General features: G+C 50.1%; 17 protein-coding genes. 13 read left to right on the forward strand and 4 right to left on the reverse strand.

Annotated features, from left to right (window positions below; translation table 11 throughout):
- Window positions 1-203 precede the first annotated feature (203 nt).
- The 3 genes from NIM72_RS01320 (at window position 204) to NIM72_RS01330 (ending at window position 2,507) form a co-directional block, all read left to right on the forward strand.
- Complete coding sequence (locus tag NIM72_RS01320) at window positions 204-857, forward strand: DNA methyltransferase (protein ID WP_222925800.1); 654 nt, start codon at window positions 204-206, stop codon at window positions 855-857.
- A gap of 33 nt (window positions 858-890) precedes the next feature.
- Window positions 891-1,121, forward strand: coding sequence for a hypothetical protein (locus NIM72_RS01325; protein ID WP_222925752.1), 231 nt, complete (start codon window positions 891-893; stop codon window positions 1,119-1,121).
- Window positions 1,122-1,571: 450 nt separating this feature from the next.
- Window positions 1,572-2,507, forward strand: a complete 936-nt coding sequence (locus tag NIM72_RS01330; RefSeq protein WP_253418033.1) for an IS110 family transposase — start codon at window positions 1,572-1,574, stop codon at window positions 2,505-2,507.
- A 185-nt stretch (window positions 2,508-2,692) separates the two neighbouring features.
- Here the strand turns inward: NIM72_RS01330 and NIM72_RS01335 are convergent, their stop codons facing one another.
- The gene (locus NIM72_RS01335) at window positions 2,693-3,640 is read right to left on the reverse strand and encodes a LysR family transcriptional regulator (RefSeq protein WP_253418035.1); all 948 of its coding nucleotides are present in this window, start codon (window positions 3,638-3,640) and stop codon (window positions 2,693-2,695) included.
- Between the two features lie 362 nt (window positions 3,641-4,002).
- On the opposite strand from NIM72_RS01335, the gene NIM72_RS01340 reads away from it, so the two are divergent.
- The 4 genes from NIM72_RS01340 to NIM72_RS01355 all read left to right on the forward strand — a co-directional run bounded on the left by NIM72_RS01340 (window position 4,003) and on the right by NIM72_RS01355 (window position 7,986).
- Window positions 4,003-4,920, forward strand: coding sequence for a metallophosphoesterase (locus NIM72_RS01340; protein ID WP_253418037.1), 918 nt, complete (start codon window positions 4,003-4,005; stop codon window positions 4,918-4,920).
- A 282-nt stretch (window positions 4,921-5,202) separates the two neighbouring features.
- The gene (locus NIM72_RS01345) at window positions 5,203-6,369 is read left to right on the forward strand and encodes an MFS transporter (RefSeq protein ID WP_253418039.1); all 1,167 of its coding nucleotides are present in this window, start codon (window positions 5,203-5,205) and stop codon (window positions 6,367-6,369) included.
- Window positions 6,366-7,205 carry an SDR family oxidoreductase gene (locus NIM72_RS01350; RefSeq protein ID WP_222925757.1) on the forward strand — a complete coding sequence of 280 codons (840 nt, stop codon included), beginning with the start codon at window positions 6,366-6,368 and terminating at the stop codon, window positions 7,203-7,205. Before NIM72_RS01345 ends, NIM72_RS01350 begins: the two co-directional genes overlap by 4 nt.
- A gap of 73 nt (window positions 7,206-7,278) precedes the next feature.
- Window positions 7,279-7,986, forward strand: a complete 708-nt coding sequence (locus NIM72_RS01355; RefSeq protein WP_222925758.1) for a dienelactone hydrolase family protein — start codon at window positions 7,279-7,281, stop codon at window positions 7,984-7,986.
- Window positions 7,987-8,236: 250 nt separating this feature from the next.
- Here the strand turns inward: NIM72_RS01355 and NIM72_RS01360 are convergent, their stop codons facing one another.
- Window positions 8,237-9,034: an SDR family oxidoreductase gene (locus tag NIM72_RS01360; RefSeq protein ID WP_222925759.1), complete on the reverse strand. Its 798-nt coding sequence runs from the start codon at window positions 9,032-9,034 to the stop codon at window positions 8,237-8,239.
- A gap of 279 nt (window positions 9,035-9,313) precedes the next feature.
- Here NIM72_RS01360 and NIM72_RS01365 point away from each other — a divergent pair, with 279 nt between their 5' ends.
- Window positions 9,314-10,057, forward strand: a complete 744-nt coding sequence (locus NIM72_RS01365) for an SDR family oxidoreductase (protein WP_222925760.1) — start codon at window positions 9,314-9,316, stop codon at window positions 10,055-10,057.
- 182 nt (window positions 10,058-10,239) lie between these two features.
- Entirely contained in the window at window positions 10,240-11,109 is an 870-nt protein-coding gene (locus NIM72_RS01370) for an alpha/beta fold hydrolase (RefSeq protein WP_222925761.1), read from the forward strand.
- Between the two features lie 117 nt (window positions 11,110-11,226).
- On the opposite strand, the gene NIM72_RS01375 is transcribed toward NIM72_RS01370, so the two are convergent.
- The gene (locus NIM72_RS01375) at window positions 11,227-11,553 is read right to left on the reverse strand and encodes a hypothetical protein (protein ID WP_253418041.1); all 327 of its coding nucleotides are present in this window, start codon (window positions 11,551-11,553) and stop codon (window positions 11,227-11,229) included.
- A 465-nt stretch (window positions 11,554-12,018) separates the two neighbouring features.
- The gene (locus NIM72_RS01385) at window positions 12,019-13,683 is read right to left on the reverse strand and encodes a carboxylesterase family protein (RefSeq protein ID WP_253418043.1); all 1,665 of its coding nucleotides are present in this window, start codon (window positions 13,681-13,683) and stop codon (window positions 12,019-12,021) included.
- Between the two features lie 359 nt (window positions 13,684-14,042).
- Between NIM72_RS01385 and NIM72_RS01390 the strand changes: the two genes are divergently transcribed.
- The 4 genes from NIM72_RS01390 (at window position 14,043) to NIM72_RS01405 (ending at window position 16,736) form a co-directional block, all read left to right on the forward strand.
- Window positions 14,043-14,477 (forward strand): MarR family winged helix-turn-helix transcriptional regulator, encoded by a 435-nt coding sequence (locus NIM72_RS01390; RefSeq protein ID WP_174592426.1) that lies wholly within the window; start codon window positions 14,043-14,045, stop codon window positions 14,475-14,477.
- Window positions 14,478-14,507: 30 nt separating this feature from the next.
- A complete protein-coding gene (locus NIM72_RS01395; RefSeq protein ID WP_253418045.1) occupies window positions 14,508-15,242 on the forward strand; it encodes an NAD(P)-binding domain-containing protein in 735 nt (244 codons plus the stop codon).
- Between the two features lie 49 nt (window positions 15,243-15,291).
- Complete coding sequence (locus NIM72_RS01400) at window positions 15,292-16,023, forward strand: NADPH-dependent F420 reductase (protein WP_256497375.1); 732 nt, start codon at window positions 15,292-15,294, stop codon at window positions 16,021-16,023.
- 110 nt (window positions 16,024-16,133) lie between these two features.
- Window positions 16,134-16,736 (forward strand): site-specific integrase, encoded by a 603-nt coding sequence (locus NIM72_RS01405; RefSeq protein ID WP_253418054.1) that lies wholly within the window; start codon window positions 16,134-16,136, stop codon window positions 16,734-16,736.
- Window positions 16,737-16,807 lie beyond the last annotated feature (71 nt).

Raw genomic sequence — 16,807 nt, forward strand, 5'->3', positions numbered from 1 at the left:
GTAATCTCTTCACGTATTCAAACACTCTCCTTGATTGACATTAAACACAACTGCTCACCCGTTCCCCGCCGTGCGCGGGACATTCAGTCCGCTCCGGCGGCGCGTGCGGCTTGCGCGTCCGCCCCTGCCTGCTCCGCTTTACGCCCGTCTTTGTGGTGGTCACGGCACCACAGGGGTGCCCCCTGACACTGAGGAGCAGAAATATGTCCCGATTCATGCGTGGCGACAGCGTAGAGATCATGGCCGGCTTTCCGGACGACAGCATCGACTTCATTCTGACCGATCCACCATACCTCGTTGGCTTTAAGGACCGCTCCGGCCGCTCAATCGCTAATGACGTGAGCGACGATTGGGTGCTGCCGGCCAGCCATGAAATGTATCGCGTGCTCAAAAACAACAGCCTGGCGGTGAGTTTCTACGGCTGGAACCGCGTGGACGTCTTCATGCAGGCATGGAAATCGGCGGGCTTTCGTGTCGTCGGGCACCTTGTATTCACCAAAACCTACGCATCGAAATCGGCATTTGTCGGGTATCAGCATGAAAGCGCCTACCTGCTGGCCAAAGGGCGCCCACCGCTGCCGGCTAAGCCCTTACCTGACGTGATGCCCTGGCAGTACACGGGCAACCGGCACCACCCGACCGAAAAGCCGGTGAGCGTGTTACAGCCGCTGATCGAAACCTTCACGAAACCCGGAGATTTAATTCTGGACCCGTTTGCAGGCTCCGGCTCGACCTGCGTTGCCGCAGACCAGTGTGGCCGCCGCTGGATCGGTATCGAACTGCTTGAGCAATACCATACCGCCGGCCTGCGCCGCCTGGGAGAACTGCGCGCCGCCCGTTCTGCCCATGCCGCATAACATTTTCCGTAACCAGACCAAGAGGACAGCACCATGACAGACCAGATAATGACAACTGACAACACCGAGCTTACCGACGACATTAACGATCTGGAAGAATCACTTTACGAGTTTCACCTGCGGTTACGGGATATGACTAAGCGGCATCTGTTCCGCGGCGCGGCGCCGGCACAGAAAATGGCCGGAATGCTGATCGAGCAGATCGATACCGAACTTGTGGCGCTGTACAGGCGCGCTGCCGAGATGCGCGGGCACCTGAAATAACAGACAGCAGGCGGTCATTTTATGACCGCCTGCTGTCTGTGCGCGGATACTGCCGCTGCTGCGCTTTTGTCCACAGGGTTATAGCCAGGGTATGCACCCGGGCTGTGGACAGAATGAAATAAGGAAGTTGCTGCGCGCCGCTATATTCCGCCTTGCGGCGGGACAGGGCAGAAAACCGGGTCCGTGCGGACTGCGGCCGGTGCCGTGACTTCACTTTAGCCCGGCCGCTCGTGTTCAAGAGATCGCTTCGCTCGCCATCCTTGTATGTTTAAAGCAGAACCGGGATGGGTCTAAACTTATCCTGTGTTTTTACTGATGCTGCAGCACGATCGACATCCAGGGATTAACAAGCCCGCGGGTGAGCACTAAGCGCAGCATCACTTTCAGCTATAGCCCGAACAATTGCCTGGTGCATCAGAAGCCCGTATCTGCAAGGCAGGGAGAACTGAAATGAGCGATAAAACAACTGTTGGTATTGACGTCTCAAAGTTCGCTTTAGATGTCTTTATTGATACCTGCGAGCGACTGATTCATGTGGACAATTCCGCATCCGGCATCATGCAGCTGCTGACGGAGCTGGAAGACCTTCATGTATCAGGCGTTATCATGGAGGCTACAAGCCGGTATCACTCTCTTGCTGAATCAATGCTGATTTCAGCTGGTCTGTCTGTTGCTGTCATTAACCCGCGACAGATAAAGAATTTTGCCCGGGCAATGGGAAAGGTGGCAAAAAGTGATTCTATCGATGCCAGGATAATCTGCGAATATGGTCGTCGTATGAAACCGGAATTCAGACCTGCCAAGGAAAAAGAGCTACAGGATCTGGCACTGCTTCTTACCCGGCGGCGTCAACTGGTACAGAATCGTGTCATGGAAGCTAACAGGCTGCAGGAAAAAAACGGGGCATATATTGAGATGGGTATTGCAGAGCACATTGCCTTGCTTAACTCACAGATTGATACTCTGGACCAGGAAATAAAATACCAGCTTAATCAGAACACTGCACTTTCTACAAAACGAAAAATGCTTGAAAAAGTTAAGGGTATTGGGCCAGTAACTCAGGCGGCTATCCTGAGCCAACTTCCTGAGCTGGGAGCGCTGACGCGCAGGCAGATATCGGCGCTGGTTGGTGTATGCCCGTATGACAGAGACAGCGGGCAACTTCGCGGGAAAAGGGCTATCTGGGGAGGCAGGGCTGGCCAGCGGGCAACACTATATATGGCGATGCTTTCAGCGGTTCGATATAACCCTCAGATTAAAGACTTCTATACATCACTCATTGCACGTGGAAAAGTAAAAAAAGTCGCGATCACAGCCTGTATCAGAAAATTCATAACGATACTCAATGCTATGTTCAGGGACCAAAAGGATTGGGTATACAGCTGAAAAGATAATTTACGACTCTGGATAAATCTGGATAAAGCAGATGATACGTAACACTATTCAATCCGAACGAATACATGGTCCGCTTTGTGCCAGAAGCGGACACTACTGAACTGAACAGGTCAACTCTTGCGGCAGCAGCGCCGCCACGTATAGTGATCTAATGAAAATCAGGAATACTGCCAGATTTATGGCCGCCCCTCATTGCTGCGGCTTTCAGCCGCAATTTCTTCGCGCAACACATCAATGAGCTCTCTTAGCCCCTGAGGAATGCGTCGGTGTCCAGGGTAATACAGATGCATAGCCGGTTCTATTGGAGCCCAGTCAGGCAACACGATCCTCAGACTGCCTTCCCGGATATAATGTGATACCCGGTTTTCCAGACAATACGCAATGCCGGTTCCTGCAAGGGCAAGCTCAATGGCTAACGCTGTCTCACTGACACAAATCTGTCCAGGGACATCGATTGCACGATAATCATCCCCCTTGCTGAATTCCCATTTATAGATTATCCCCTGGCCCGTTCGCAGCTGAATACAGGAGTGAGCGCGCAAATCATCCGGCGTGGCAGGAAGGGAACGATGATAGAGGTAACGCGGAGACGCGACGGCAACCCATTTCAATTCAGGGCCCAGTTTGACGGCAACTAAATCCTCAGGAACTGTCCCGCCAAATCGAATGCCAGCATCAAACCCCTCAGAAACAATATCCACCATTCGATCATCAACGCTGACTTCTACTTCAACTTCTGGATACTGACTCAGAAATTTCGGCAGGTGACGAGCCATAATTAACCTTGCCCCGTCACTCAGGACGTTCATTCGTAACCGCCCGACTGGCCGATCACGCATCCGGTTAATTTCGTCTAAAGCGTCCCCTATTTCACGAAAGCCTGCATCCAGCCGCAGGGCCAGGCTTGCACCCGCTTCGGTCGGAGCAACCGTACGGCTCGTACGGTTCAGCAACCGAACACCCAGGCGCGTTTCAAGATTACGCACTGCGTGGCTGAGAGCAGAGGTGGTGATCCCAAGCTCAACGGCAGCTTTGGTGAAGCTGCGTAATCGTTCAACAACGCGAAAAGCATTCAAATCTGCCAGATCGCTACGTGAAAGACGGGGAGTAGGTGTGACTGACATAAAAGCGCCTTCTATACGTGAGAAAAATTCAACGCCCCATTGCAGGACACTAAATATAACCCGATCTCAAAGGTAATAAGTTTAGTTAAATTCACAAATTATATGCAACCAGTACAATGTCTCTGTGACAGTCGGACGGTTACATTTCAGTCTGGAGATGAAAGGATGTTTCACGTATGGACACTGCTCCCGGCAGTGTATGTATACCTGCGCTTTATAAAGAAGCTGAAATGCAGTAATAAAATCCAGATGTTACTGGTCCTTTTTATAGCGGTAGTATGTGAATTTCATTTACTGAGCCGTCTCGTCTTTGGCACGATGTTTTCTCCCGAACTGCCCCAACCGATCATGATCGTTCTTGGATGGATTTTGGCAGCGTTATATTTTTAGCCATCATGCTGTTGCTTCAGGACAGCTGTTTTATTTTTTGTCGTGTCTTTCTACATCGTTCCGTTACAGGCAGAGCGGGTGGAAGGATGCTAATGCTGGTTGCTTCATGTCTGCTTGCCGCAGCGGGTGTGCATAACGCCGTAAAAACGCCTGGTGTACAACGTTCTGAACTTACGCTCAGGAAGCTGCCGCGTGAATTTGATGGCTTTACCATTGTGCAACTGACCGATCTTCATGCCAGCCGCCTCCTGCCTCATTCATGGATGCAGAGCGTGATGGATAAGGCCAATGCACTTCATCCTGATCTGATTGTAGTTACCGGTGATATAGCTGACGGGACGGTCAGGAACCGCCGGGCTGATGTATCCCCCCTGTCCTCTTTGAAGGCGCCTTATGGGGTATATGCCATTACGGGTAATCATGAATATTACTTCAACGCTGCCGCCTGGACGGAGGAATACACACGGCTTGGCCTGCGTTTCCTCAACAACTCACATGTCCGTCTGTCAAAAGGTGGCACCTCGATTGTTCTGGCTGGCGTAACTGATGAAGTAGCGCCTGAGTATGGCGGCGAGGGACCTGACCTTATGAAAGCACTAAGTGGAGAGTCCGTAGAAGACACTGTAATCCTGCTGAATCATCGGCCAGGCTCTGCTGCATACAGCGCGATCACCGGCGTAAGTCTTCAGCTCTCAGGTCACACTCACGGCGGCATGATTAGTGGACTTGATACAGTCGCAGCACCTGCGAATAACGGTTTTGTGTCAGGCCTCTATCAGGTCGGGGATATGGCACTTTACGTCAGTAATGGTGCCGGACTGTGGAATGGGTTCCCGCTGCGACTGGGAAAACCTTCTGAAATTACCTTCATTACATTACACGCACCGTAACCTGGCCACTATGGTTGAATATAAGTCAATGAATCAAGGTATCTCTTTCAACAATATCGGCCTGGAGCTGAGTTATAGTTTACTTAGTTTCAACTATATCACTGCATTTTCTCAGCTTAACCGCTAACAGAGATAATATCAGCCCTTTTGGCTGAGAACTGCTGTTCTTCAAAGAGCAGCGGTTCCCTTTCAGGATTCCTGACTAACTGAAGTGACAATCTTTCAGCTTCTGGAGGCGCTCAGGTTATGACCGAACACACTTACAGCGACGGGCAGAGTCGGGTGAAAGCCCCTTCTGGCCTGCTCCCTGCCATGCTTGCTCTTGGCTCCGGTGGACTGTGTATAGGAACCGGTGAATTTGCGCCGATGAGTCTGCTTCCCGCCCTTGCTAAAGGAACCGGTGTTTCAGTGCCTGCTGCCGGAGCCTATATCAGTGCCTATGCTGCAGGCGTGGTTATTGGTGCACCGGCTATCGCTGTACTGGCTGCGCGCTTACCACGAAAGGCGCTGCTGCTGCTGCTGCTTGTTATTGCGCTTATCGGCTACGGCTGTAGTGCTGCAGCCTGGAGCTATTCATCTATGCTCTCAGCGCGTTTTATTGCCGGGCTACCTCACGGCGCGTGGTATGGCGTTGCTGCCCTCGTTGCTGCATCCATGGTGCCTGCAGAACAAAAAGCGCGTTATATCGGTTATGTCATGCTCGGCCTTGCCATTGCGAATGTTGCAGGTGTGCCGCTGGTAACCTGGGCAGGACAATCGCTCGGATGGCGGATGTCGTTTTCGGTGGTCACTGCCGGTCTGGTGCTGACCGGCGTTATGGTCTCGCTTTTTGTTCCAGCGGTGCCGGCCGATCGCAAAGCCTCCCCCCTGAAAGAGCTGAGTGCTTTGCGCAGCCCCCAAGTACTTATGACGTTTGCTGTAGCGTCTGTAGGCTTTGCTGGCATGTTCGCCGTATACAGTTTTATTACGCCAGCTCTGACAGAGGTGAGCGGATTTAAGCTTTCGTCAGTTCCGTGGATTCTGGTGCTCTGGGGCGTGGGAATGGCAACGGGCAATATTATTGGTGGACGGGTGGCCGACAAGGCTCCTGTACCGGCCATTTACGGCATGTTGTTCTGGAATCTGATTACGCTTGCTCTGTTCGCCCTGGTATCCCAATGGAAAGTACCTGCGCTCATTACGCTCTTTTTACTGGGTAACGGGTTCTCGCTGGTGCCTGCACTGCAGTCACACATGATGAACATTGCCGGTGACGCACAGACACTTGCCTCATCGCTCACGCACAGCGCGTTTAATATTTCTAATGCGCTGGGTGCGGCATTTGGCGGGCTGGCCATCGCGTCCGGCGGATCGTGGATTTCAACGGGCTGGGTTGGCGCAGCTTTTGCCGTCATTGCACTTGTCCTGATGTTTCTCTCAGTACACATCACCAGAAGGAGTCAGTCATGACTGAATCAGTAATTAAGGCTGGCCGCGTTGCGGTCATTACCGGTGCGGCAAAAGGAATAGGCGCCGCCGCCGCACGTCGCTTTGCGCAGGAAGGTATGCGCCTGAGTTTGTTTGATCGTGATTGCGCTGCGCTGGAGGCTCTGGCAAAGACACTGAACACTGAATACCGGCTGGTCACAGGGGACGTCACGAACGAACAGGATCTGATGCGTCTGCGGGACATTACCTTGAATGAGTTCGGCGAGGTGGCACTGCTGATGAACAACGCCGGCATAAAGCAGGGCGGCGGGCCATGGGATGCACCTGCGGACTGGCGCATTCAGATAGAGTCGAACCTCCTCTCCATGGTTACAGTGCAGCACCTTTTTGTACCCGCCATGCTGGGTATGAACAAAAGGGCGGCTATTGTGAACCTGGGCTCAAAAGAAGGTATCACTACACCACCTGGAAACGCGGCTTACAGCGCAGCGAAGGCTGGTATCAAGGTGCTGACTGAACAGCTGGCGCATGAGCTGAGAAACGTAGCCGGAGACAGGATAACCGCGCACCTGCTGGTTCCTGGCTTTACCTGGACTGATATGAACTTTCCGGGTATGCAGCCGGATAAAGACAGTAAGCCGGCTGAGGCGTGGACGCCTGACCAGGTAATCGAACACTTTGTAGAGCGCTATGAGCAGGGCGATTTTTATATTATCTGTCCGGATAACGCTGTCAGCCCCGAAATGGATGCAAAGCGTATTACCTGGTCCTTTCAGGACATTATCGAAAACCGGCCTGCGTTGTCCCGCTGGCATTTCCAGTGGAAAGGCGCATTCAGCCAGTGGATGAATAAATAAACTACGGTTGCCAGTAATGTCGGGCGCTGGCCCGGTTTTGACGATCGCGTTTATCTGAGGGCAGGAAGGACAAATGAGTATTATACAAAAAGAGACTTTTTACTGTTGTGGCGAAACACGACTTAGGGGCGTTCTTGTCTATGACGCCGACAGTCAGCGGCAACGTCCGGGTATCGTTCTTGCGCCAAACATGATGGGCATTACTGAGTCGAACAGAGAGCATGCGGTAAGAGTGGCACAGGAAGGCTATATTGTCCTGATTGCCGATTTATATGGCTCTCTGCCTGCCACCGCGGAAAAGGCTTCAGCTGAAATGAATGCGCTCAAGGATACGGCTGAAGAACGAAACAGGATGAAAGCCGCACTCCAGGCCCTGGCTGCAAATCCCCTGACAGATGCGTCCAGACTCGGAGCCATAGGCTTTTGTTACGGTGGCCACTGTGTGCTGGAACTTGCCCGCAGTGGGGCGCCGTTGCGCGTTACTGTCTGTATTCATGGGACACTCAGTACGCAACAGCCGGCCGTCAGAGGGGATATCAGAGGACAGGTTTTAGTTCTTAACGGGGCGGGCGACCCCTTCGTTTCTCCGGATCAGATTGCGCAGTTCAGTCATGAAATGGCTTCTGCAGGTGCAGGCTTTCAGCTGGTAAATTACGCAGGGGCGGTGCATTCATTTACCTATCCGCGTGCGGATATTCCGGGGAAAATGCAATATAACGAGAACGTCAGCAACCGTGCGTTTCGGATGGCGTTTTATGTGCTTGCCGATGCCTTCTTATAATGCTCTTGCGAATATATCATCTGCTACTGGCAGGAGATGAGTTTTAAAATGGCTGTATTTACGCCTCATTAAAAATGGAGTGGTAACACTTTGATGATGAGAACCCGGAAAAAGCTGGAGAAATGTACAGATTGAATCTGTAATCTATACACCATGATGCCGCCTTATTTTTTTATTTATGTCATTGCAGATTAAGTATCGGCCGATCTTCAGACCGGCCGATACAATGTTCATTTACCGGTAAAATAACTTATTTTTTACTGGCTGAACCCGGTTCAGAAATAATGCGATGACGCTGCGCTTTTTGCGACTCGCTTTGCAGACGATTCAGCACATCTCCCTCATGCTCAGCCTCATCATTACCGTATACATACTCATGCCCACTCATCAGGGCATACCAGGCCCGTTCTGCCACTTCCGCTGGCTTGGTCGTCTGAGCGGCGCCAACGCTGGTATCGGACTGGCCAGCGTTTTTAAAGAAGTTAGTCTCAGTAGCGCCAGGCATCAGGAGAGTCATGTTCAGGCCTGCGCCCTTTAGCTCATTACGGATCGCCCAGTAAAATGAGTTAACAAAGGCTTTTGACGCCCCGTAAACAGCCTCAAAAGGGATAGGCGCCGTACCTGAAACAGAAGAGGTCATGAGAACATGTCCCCCGCCCCGCTTAATCATGTCCGGCAAGAAAATTTTGGACATATGTACGTAAGAATCAACATTCAAGCGGATGAGCTGAAGCTCTTTTTCAAGTTCGGTGCCGCCGATAAAACAGCCACCCAGTCCCTGCCCAGCGTTAATAACCAGAGCGTCAATGTGGTGCCCGCCGTCATCGATTTTCTTTTTAAGCAACTCAACTTCTTCAAAGCGGCTGAGATCGGCTGAGAAGGCGTGCACGGTGCCCCCAGACTGACGAAACTCATTACATGCATTGTTCAGCTTCTCTTCATTTCTTGCCACAGCAATAATATCGTAACCATTTTTGGCAAAGATTTTTGCCAGCTCAAACCCAATTCCGTTAGATGCCCCGGTAATAAAAGCCAGTTTCTTGCTCATTTCTCTTTCCTTTATTTGTGAATTCACGGTAAGCCTGGCAGGTAAAATGAGAAGTTGAAGCCGGAAAAGGACTAAGAAATACCTCTGACAGAGATTTAAATAAAAAACTCAATAAAATCAATATACTGCAATAGTTGATTTTTATTCAATGCTATATTGAGTGGATTAAAATGGTTTTTCTGAAATTAATGCCACACTTTGTGCGTTGCTTTTCCATATTTCATAACAAACATATGCATTCATTTTTTTAGTCAACTTAAAGCCAGGAGTGTTTTATATATGTCGTTGAATAAAGAGACCGTCACTGTCATTACCGGTGCATCGTCAGGTATTGGAGCGGCTACCGCTCGCAGGCTTGCGCAGTCCGGCACCCGTATTGTCCTTGCTGCGCGAAGTGAAGAAAAACTGAAAAAAATAACAGATGAGATTAACGAAAAGGGTGGGCATGCAGAGTTTCGCATTACAGACGTAACGGACAAGCAGGATGTATTTAACCTGATTAGTGGCGTGACAGACAAATACGGACGTATTGATCATCTCATCAATAATGCGGGGCTGATGCTTTTTTCCGACTGGGCAGATGTGGCAGTAGAAGACTGGAATAAGATGATTGACACCAATATTCACGGCTATCTGAATGCCATAGCAGCCACGCTGCCGGTGTTTCTGGAACAGAAACGCGGTCATATTCTCAATATGAGCTCCGTCGCGGGCCTGCACACTGGTGCATCCAGCGGCGTTTACAGCGCAACCAAATTTTTTATCCGCGGCGTCACCGAAAGCCTGAGAAAAGAAGTTGGCGTGACGAACGGCATTCAGGTGTCTATGGTCAGTCCGGGCGTTATCGATACGGGCTGGGCCGACAAAGTAAATAACAGCAAAGGCAAAGAAGCTGCTCAAAAACTCAATGAAATTGCCATTACACCTGAGCAGGTGGCTGATGCCGTCGCTTTCGTGCTCGATAAGCCGAAAGATCTTACCATTAACGATATCGTGATCCATCCCACGCGTCAGGACTGGTAATTTTGCATTCAACAACCGTAAGCCGTCTCTGCGCGGTAAAGCGGACAAGTTACTCTGGCTGTTCTGATCCAGATAAAAGGATTGTATGCATTTTACTCTGGATGCACAGCCAGCTTTCCGATAATTCGTTACGGTCGTTTATGCGCCCCTACGACCGGAGTTTTTTATAAGGAGATCTGACAATGCCTGATGTGTTCTCACTTGAGACAGAACAGAATGTAAAAATCGGTTACTCAACTGAAGGTCACGGGGAAAAAATCTTGCTCCTGATCCACGGCTATCCCCAGACCTCGCTGGCCTGGCGCCGTATGATTCAACCCCTGACAGAGGCAGGGTTTAAACTGATAATTCCTGACATGCGTGGAGCAGGACGTTCATCCCGCCCCGTCTGTGGCTACGATAAAAAGACACTGGCGTCTGATATGGTCAGCATACTGAACGAGCAACAAATATCAGGGCCAGTATACGTTGCAGGCCATGATATTGGCATGATGGTTGCATTTGCTATGGGGGCTTTTTTCCCGGAGCGTGTTAAAAAGCTGGTTCTTATGGAGGCGCCAATTCCGGGTACGGCTGGTTTTGATACTGCGAATGCGGATGATACACGTTGCTGGCACTTCCATTTCCATCAGGCAAGAGATGTTCCGGAGGCATTGACGCGTGGAAATGAGGCCTTCTATCTGGAGCGTTTTTTTCACGATCTGGCATGGGACTATCAGGCAATCGACAGAGCTGCTTTTGAACATTACGTCCGGGCTTTCAGCCAGCCCGGCGCAATGCGTGCAGGCTTTGAGCTTTATCGCGCCTTTAGAAAGGATGCAGAAGATAACAGAGCTGTCATCAGCCAAGGCAAACTGCAGATGCCCTTACTGGCAGCGACTGGAGAGGGAAGTGACTTCACCAGAATAATGCCAGGAATGATGGCAGAAGTTGCAGAAAACTGGGAGCATGTGGTGATAGAACACAGCGGGCACTGGATCCCTGAGGAAAATCCTCAGGAACTGGCTAAACACATGATTACGTTTTTGAACGACCAGGACATTCCAGTCTGATTAAAGACTGGCAATACTCAGCCGGAGCGATTGCAGAAAACCTGTCTGCAACCGGCTGAAGGTGAAGGCGCTGATCACAGGCTTATTATTATCCTGAAGAGCGCCTTCCAGATGCCTTTACGCCTTATCCATCCAGCGATGTTGAGGCTTGTAGCCCAGCACGCGCATCGCTTTTTCGCTGGAAAGCACCGACTCATTTCCTTCAAATTGTTTGCGGCATTCAGTATGAGGATAATATCTCTCCAGCAGCTCCTGGGTAGGTGTACGCATGCAAGTTACGTCGCTGGGAATAAAAAATTCATCCTTACCCCGCGCATCATATTCAATGGCAATCTCAATGGACTGCGCAACGTCACGCACATGCACGTATGTCCACATATTCCACAGTCGTTGTGTAGGGTCGTCCTGCCATTCCTCAAATTTTGCATATTCTTCAGGGTTCATGACCGCTTTTCGCTCATAGCGGACTACGCACTTACCGTTGTCAGCGTTGTCTTCAGTTTAATGCCAGGCTGGTGCAGTCAGGTTGATAGGTTTAATTGAACAAGTTGGCAGTGTGTGAAGTTCGTTCGGCAGACATTCGGGAAAAAGACTGCAAAGGCGGTTAACTCAGCATACTGAGCCAGATTTTATGACCAGAGCCAGCGAGAAAAAGAGAAATCACATCAATCAGCTTTCGGGCTCTGGCATTTAAATCGATATGGCGTCATCTGAGCACAGAGCACGATTTACATTCAGCGTAATGTGTCGCAAACCGAAGGGGTGATGCTGGAAGCCCTGGAATGAAGGTTGCGGCAAAGCTATACGGTGGCACATTAACAGGAGCTAATAACAGCAAAGTACGCAAAATAATCTACAGTTCGCTCGCTGAGTAAAAATTTGCCTCCTGCAATAGCAGGAGGCATCGGATTAGTGGCTAAAGTGTTGATCAAGCGGTGCGCTGAACCAGCGATTGTTCAGCACGTTTTTGATAACAAAGTTTTTGTCTACAGCTGACAAGGAGTTGTCCTGCTCAATGCGGGTGAGAATATCTTTATAACTATAGGTCTTGTTGCTCATGTAGATGATGGCTTTCTGCCTGTTGGCATCCATCATCAGAAGTGATTCCCCCGCAGCTGCATTTTCCGGAGTCCATTTCTTCCATTCCGGAAGGGTCTGATCGTTTGGTGACCCTGTTGCCAGGAAGTTTTTAATGTAGGTATTAAAAGATTCTCCTAGTGCCCTGGAGCCTTTTAGCTTCAGCGCATCCTGCGTAAATTCAGCATACTTATCTTTATCCCAAAAAGGCATAAACACGCCGTGGAAAGAACCAATGGCGGATAATTTGTCACCAGTAACAAACGCATCCGTGCCATAGCGGAACTCCATGCCATACAGCGGCGCGTGATAATTTTTATACATCACCTCAGCAGACTGATTAACATTAAACAGGCTGTATAGCAGCCCGCCATAGTGATTTGCAAAGGTGTATTTATTCAGCAGGGTGGTGTTGTTTTCAAGCGTACCGTCTTTCACCTGTGTGGCAAACATAGGGTCGTTACGGGCGAAGAAAGAAAACTCCTGTTGCCCTGTGGCCATAATGGCTGGGACGGCATTATATTTTTTGGTCTCAAAGCCATCCTTCGGGATCACCACACCATCGCGGTAGAGATGGGGAAATTGATTCATGCGAATCCCCGCATCGCCAAACAGCATTGCCAGTTCTGCGGCGGGGAGCTGATAGAGAAAATGACGGACCTCTGGCGAGCCTGACAGGAGCCAGATTTTCGCCGCTCCGGCATCTGGTTTAATGCCATGTTTGACTACCAGAGGTGCTAGTCTTTGCGCGAACACGCTTTCCGCTTCATGTCTGTCAGAGGTGGTCATGCCGCCACTGAAAACAATGGCTTTGTCGAAGGTATTTTTAAAATAGGGTGATATAAGCATCGCCATCACGTCTCTGCCGCCAGCCGAAAATCCGGAGACGGTAATATTATTTGTGTCACCACCAAAAGCCTGAATATTATCTTTGATCCACTCCAGTGATTTTTTGATGTCGAGTAAGCTGTAGTTTCCGGAATCATTCAGCGGGTTGCCATCGTTAAGGGCTTTTAATGGATTAAAGCCGAGTGCGCCCAGACGATAATTTACGGTAACAATCACAGCATTGTATTTTTCAGCGATAAACGCCGGAGCAAACTCACTGGAACTGCCCAGCTGATTATTGCCGCCGTGTATATAAACCAGCACCGGAAGCGGGGTGCTGGTCCCAGTTGGGCGATAGATATTGAGATTCAGGCAATCCTCATTACCTTTGACTCCGTTAGGGGATACCTGGATACAGTCGGCGGCGGGCCGGGTCGCATCGAAGACGGTGTTTGATGCGTCCGGAGAAACCGGTTTTTTCCAGCGCAGTTCTCCGACCGGGGCTTTCGCATAAGGAATACCGGTCCATGACAGCGTATTGTGATGGTCTTCGCCTTTGACCTTACCAAATTGCGTCGTAATTTCGGGGGAGATATTTTGTGCGGTGGCTGAAGAGGCAAGCAAAAAGAGTAAAAATGTCGGGGAAAATCTGAACATAGAATTTTTCATGCGTACCGTGCTCTGGGGAAATATTTCTTATACATGAAATGTCGTAATGCCCGGTAATGTCAGGCTCACAAAACAAGATAAAGCCAGCCCCATTATCGCGTGTTGCTGTTCTTTTGCACTCAATGTCCGTTCCTCGCTCATAGCGGACCTGACATGCGCGTCCGCTTTGTGCCAGAAGCGGACCTGTTTGAATAGCCTGGAACGATAGTACCCGTCAGTCTAGAGACTTCTCAGCCTGCTTTGTTGTCATTGTCATACCGCACGAATTACTCATTCATCACTCTTTAACTGATTAAAAGTTTGTTATATGGTTTTATCTAGTGCACTATATAATCATCTACAAGATAACGGATTGGCATATGAGCATGCAGTCACGACAGGAAATAGGGACACAACTTTCGTTTGCCCTCTATGGTGCGGCGAGCCGCATGAACCGGTTACATAAGCCGTTGCTGGACCCGCTGGGGCTAACCTTTCCCCAGTATCTGGTCATGCTGGAGTTGTTTAACGGAACCCCACGCACCGTGGGTGATATCGGGAATAAGCTCGGCATGGATACCGGCACCATTACCCCCCTTCTCAAACGGCTTGAGGCTGCCGGACGCATAGTTCGCATGCGGGATCGCGCTGACGAAAGGCGAGTCCTCATTACTCTTACGGATGACGGGCTCGCTTTGCAAAGCGAGCTGTGGCACGTAACCGAAAAAATCAAATCAGCCTGTCAGTTATCGGATGCGAAGCTCGAGGAGTTACGAGATACCCTCAATAACTTTGCCCATCCCGCTGATAACTGATCATCCTCCACTCAGACAAAAGGTACTGGTATGAAAATAGGCATTATTGGCGCTGGAAACATTGGTGCGACTCTGGCACATAAGCTCTCTGTGCAGGGCCATGAGGTCAAACTGGCTAACTCAAGGGGACCGGAAACAATTGCAGAGATTGCGCGAAGAGCTGGTGCACTGGCGGTTGAGCGTCAGGAAGCCGTACGAGATGTGGATGTCATCATCCTCTCTACGCCCTTTGATAAGCATGCTGAACTGGCTGAACTCTTGCGTGATGTTCCGGAGAGCGTGATCGTCATTGATACGTCTAACTACTATCCCTTCCGCGACGGGGACATTGAAGAGATCCGTGAAGGCAAACCTGAAAGCGTGTACGCCAGTGAAATAGTCAAACGCCCTCTTGTCAAAGCCTGGAACGCTGTTCTGGCCGAGACGCTTAAAGATAAAGGGCTGGTTGCCGGTTCACCCTCACGTATCGCTATTCCGGTTGCCGGCGACAGTACGGTAGCAAAATCTGTTGCACTTGAACTGGTCAGTCAGACCGGTTTCGATGCAGTTGATGCCGGTACGCTTAGCGAATCATGGCGGCAACAGCCCGGCACGCCAGCCTACTGTACTGAGCTAAAAACCGGAGAGCTTGAAGCAGCCCTTAAGGCAGCGGATAAAACTCGCGCTCTACTAAACAGAGATGCGTTGATCAAGGAGTTTATGTCTGCAGGCGAACAACTCACTCATGATGCCATCGTTAAACGTAACCGTGCAGTAACGGCCTGAGCCAAAAAGGGGATGTTATGATTAATTATGAAAAGTACGGATTGCTGTTCTGGGAACCGGCCATATCGGTAAAACGCTTGCTCGCAGTCTCGCCTCTGCCGGTCACTCCGTTAAGGTTGCAAATTCACGTGGGCCTGAAACGATAGCCCCCGACGTGCTTGAAACGGGCGCTGAAGCAGCCGATGCAGCCAGTGCAGTACAGGATGCACAGGTTGTCATCCTGTCCATACCTATGGCAAAGGTTGCGGATATCGCGCCTCTGATCCGGACATTACCCAGTCATGTTATCGTTGCTGACACGTCGAACTATTACCCACATCGCGACGGAATCATCGATGGGTTCTCAGATGGTCAGGTCGAAAGCGCGTGGGTAGCGCATCTCCTGAACCGTCCACTGGTGAAGGCCTGGAATGCAATAGGTTCAGATTCTCTCGCTACAAAAGGTAAAGCAGAGGGTACAGCAGGACGTATTTCAATTCCGGTGGCAGGGAATATCGTAGAGCACAAAAAATTGATTATGCGTTTTGTCAGTGATACGGGGTTTGACGCCTTCGATGCAGGTACAGTTGAGGAGTCATGGCGTCAACAACCGGGTGCACCTTGCTACTGTACTGACCTCACATTTGATGAAATGATGTCAGCGATCGCCGCAACGGAAAAAACACGGCTGCCTGCGCGTCGGGATATTGCTGTTCAGGCAATTCAGGAGCGAATGGGCGATAAGCAATCCAATCCGACTGCAGATTATATTGTTCGATTACACCGGGCTCTTTTTATGTAATCCGTAAGCCATATTTCATTTATCGATGTATGAGCGAAAATGCAAACATCTGCTCTTCGCTCATAAGAGACAACCATACTCAAATCTCCCACATTGCAGGAGATTTGAGTATGAACACGTCACCGTGGAATAAAGACCGTATCATAGGCCAAAAAAGACCACTTCAGATATCTCATATCTGGGGGATCCGAATCCGGCTTGAACTGGAAGGTAAAACGCGTGATTTAGCTCTGTTCAATATGGCCTTAGACAGTAAGCTACGAGGCTGCGATCTGGTGAACCTCAAAGTATCTGATGTTGCATATGGTAGCTCGGTTTCAAGCAGAGCAACGGTGCTGCAACAGAAAACCGGTAGCCCTGTGCAATTTGAGATAACCAAAGGGACAAGAGAAGCTGTTGCTGCATTGATAAAGCTTGGCAATTTGCACAGTAAAGACTTCTTGTTTCGGTCTCGGATCGGAACTAACCGGCATATATCAACCCGACAATACAGCCGAATTTTTCATGGGTTGGTAGAAAAGCTTGGTCTCGAAGCTTCGCTTTACAGCACACATTCCATGAGAAGAACAAAACCTTACCTGATATACAAGAAAACCAAGAATCTCCGGGTGATCCAACTTCTGTTGGGCCATAAGAAACTGGAAAGCACTGTCCGTTATCTAGGCATCGAAGTCGATGATGCGTTAGAGATCTATGAATCGATTGAAGTCTAAGGTTGTCAGGGCTGCAACAGCAGCCCTGTGCCAGGAGCGGACGTTGTTTTTCAACTATTACCCAGGCCTGC

The organism is Pantoea sp. B550, assembly GCF_024158165.1.
Lineage (GTDB): Bacteria > Pseudomonadota > Gammaproteobacteria > Enterobacterales > Enterobacteriaceae > Pantoea > Pantoea alfalfae.

Bases quoted from the DNA above. Each gene is read 5' to 3' on its own strand.
- NIM72_RS01320 (WP_222925800.1), top strand. From the start codon at position 204: ATGTCCCGATTCATGCGTGGCGACAGCGTAGAGATCATGGCCGGCTTT.
- NIM72_RS01325 (WP_222925752.1), top strand. From the start codon at position 891: ATGACAGACCAGATAATGACAACTGACAACACCGAGCTTACCGACGAC.
- NIM72_RS01330 (WP_253418033.1), top strand. From the start codon at position 1,572: ATGAGCGATAAAACAACTGTTGGTATTGACGTCTCAAAGTTCGCTTTA.
- NIM72_RS01335 (WP_253418035.1), bottom strand. From the start codon at position 3,640: ATGTCAGTCACACCTACTCCCCGTCTTTCACGTAGCGATCTGGCAGAT.
- NIM72_RS01340 (WP_253418037.1), top strand. From the start codon at position 4,003: ATGGATTTTGGCAGCGTTATATTTTTAGCCATCATGCTGTTGCTTCAG.
- NIM72_RS01350 (WP_222925757.1), top strand. From the start codon at position 6,366: ATGACTGAATCAGTAATTAAGGCTGGCCGCGTTGCGGTCATTACCGGT.
- NIM72_RS01355 (WP_222925758.1), top strand. From the start codon at position 7,279: ATGAGTATTATACAAAAAGAGACTTTTTACTGTTGTGGCGAAACACGA.
- NIM72_RS01360 (WP_222925759.1), bottom strand. From the start codon at position 9,034: ATGAGCAAGAAACTGGCTTTTATTACCGGGGCATCTAACGGAATTGGG.
- NIM72_RS01365 (WP_222925760.1), top strand. From the start codon at position 9,314: ATGTCGTTGAATAAAGAGACCGTCACTGTCATTACCGGTGCATCGTCA.
- NIM72_RS01370 (WP_222925761.1), top strand. From the start codon at position 10,240: ATGCCTGATGTGTTCTCACTTGAGACAGAACAGAATGTAAAAATCGGT.
- NIM72_RS01375 (WP_253418041.1), bottom strand. From the start codon at position 11,553: ATGAACCCTGAAGAATATGCAAAATTTGAGGAATGGCAGGACGACCCT.
- NIM72_RS01385 (WP_253418043.1), bottom strand. From the start codon at position 13,683: ATGAAAAATTCTATGTTCAGATTTTCCCCGACATTTTTACTCTTTTTG.
- NIM72_RS01390 (WP_174592426.1), top strand. From the start codon at position 14,043: ATGAGCATGCAGTCACGACAGGAAATAGGGACACAACTTTCGTTTGCC.
- NIM72_RS01395 (WP_253418045.1), top strand. From the start codon at position 14,508: ATGAAAATAGGCATTATTGGCGCTGGAAACATTGGTGCGACTCTGGCA.
- NIM72_RS01405 (WP_253418054.1), top strand. From the start codon at position 16,134: ATGAACACGTCACCGTGGAATAAAGACCGTATCATAGGCCAAAAAAGA.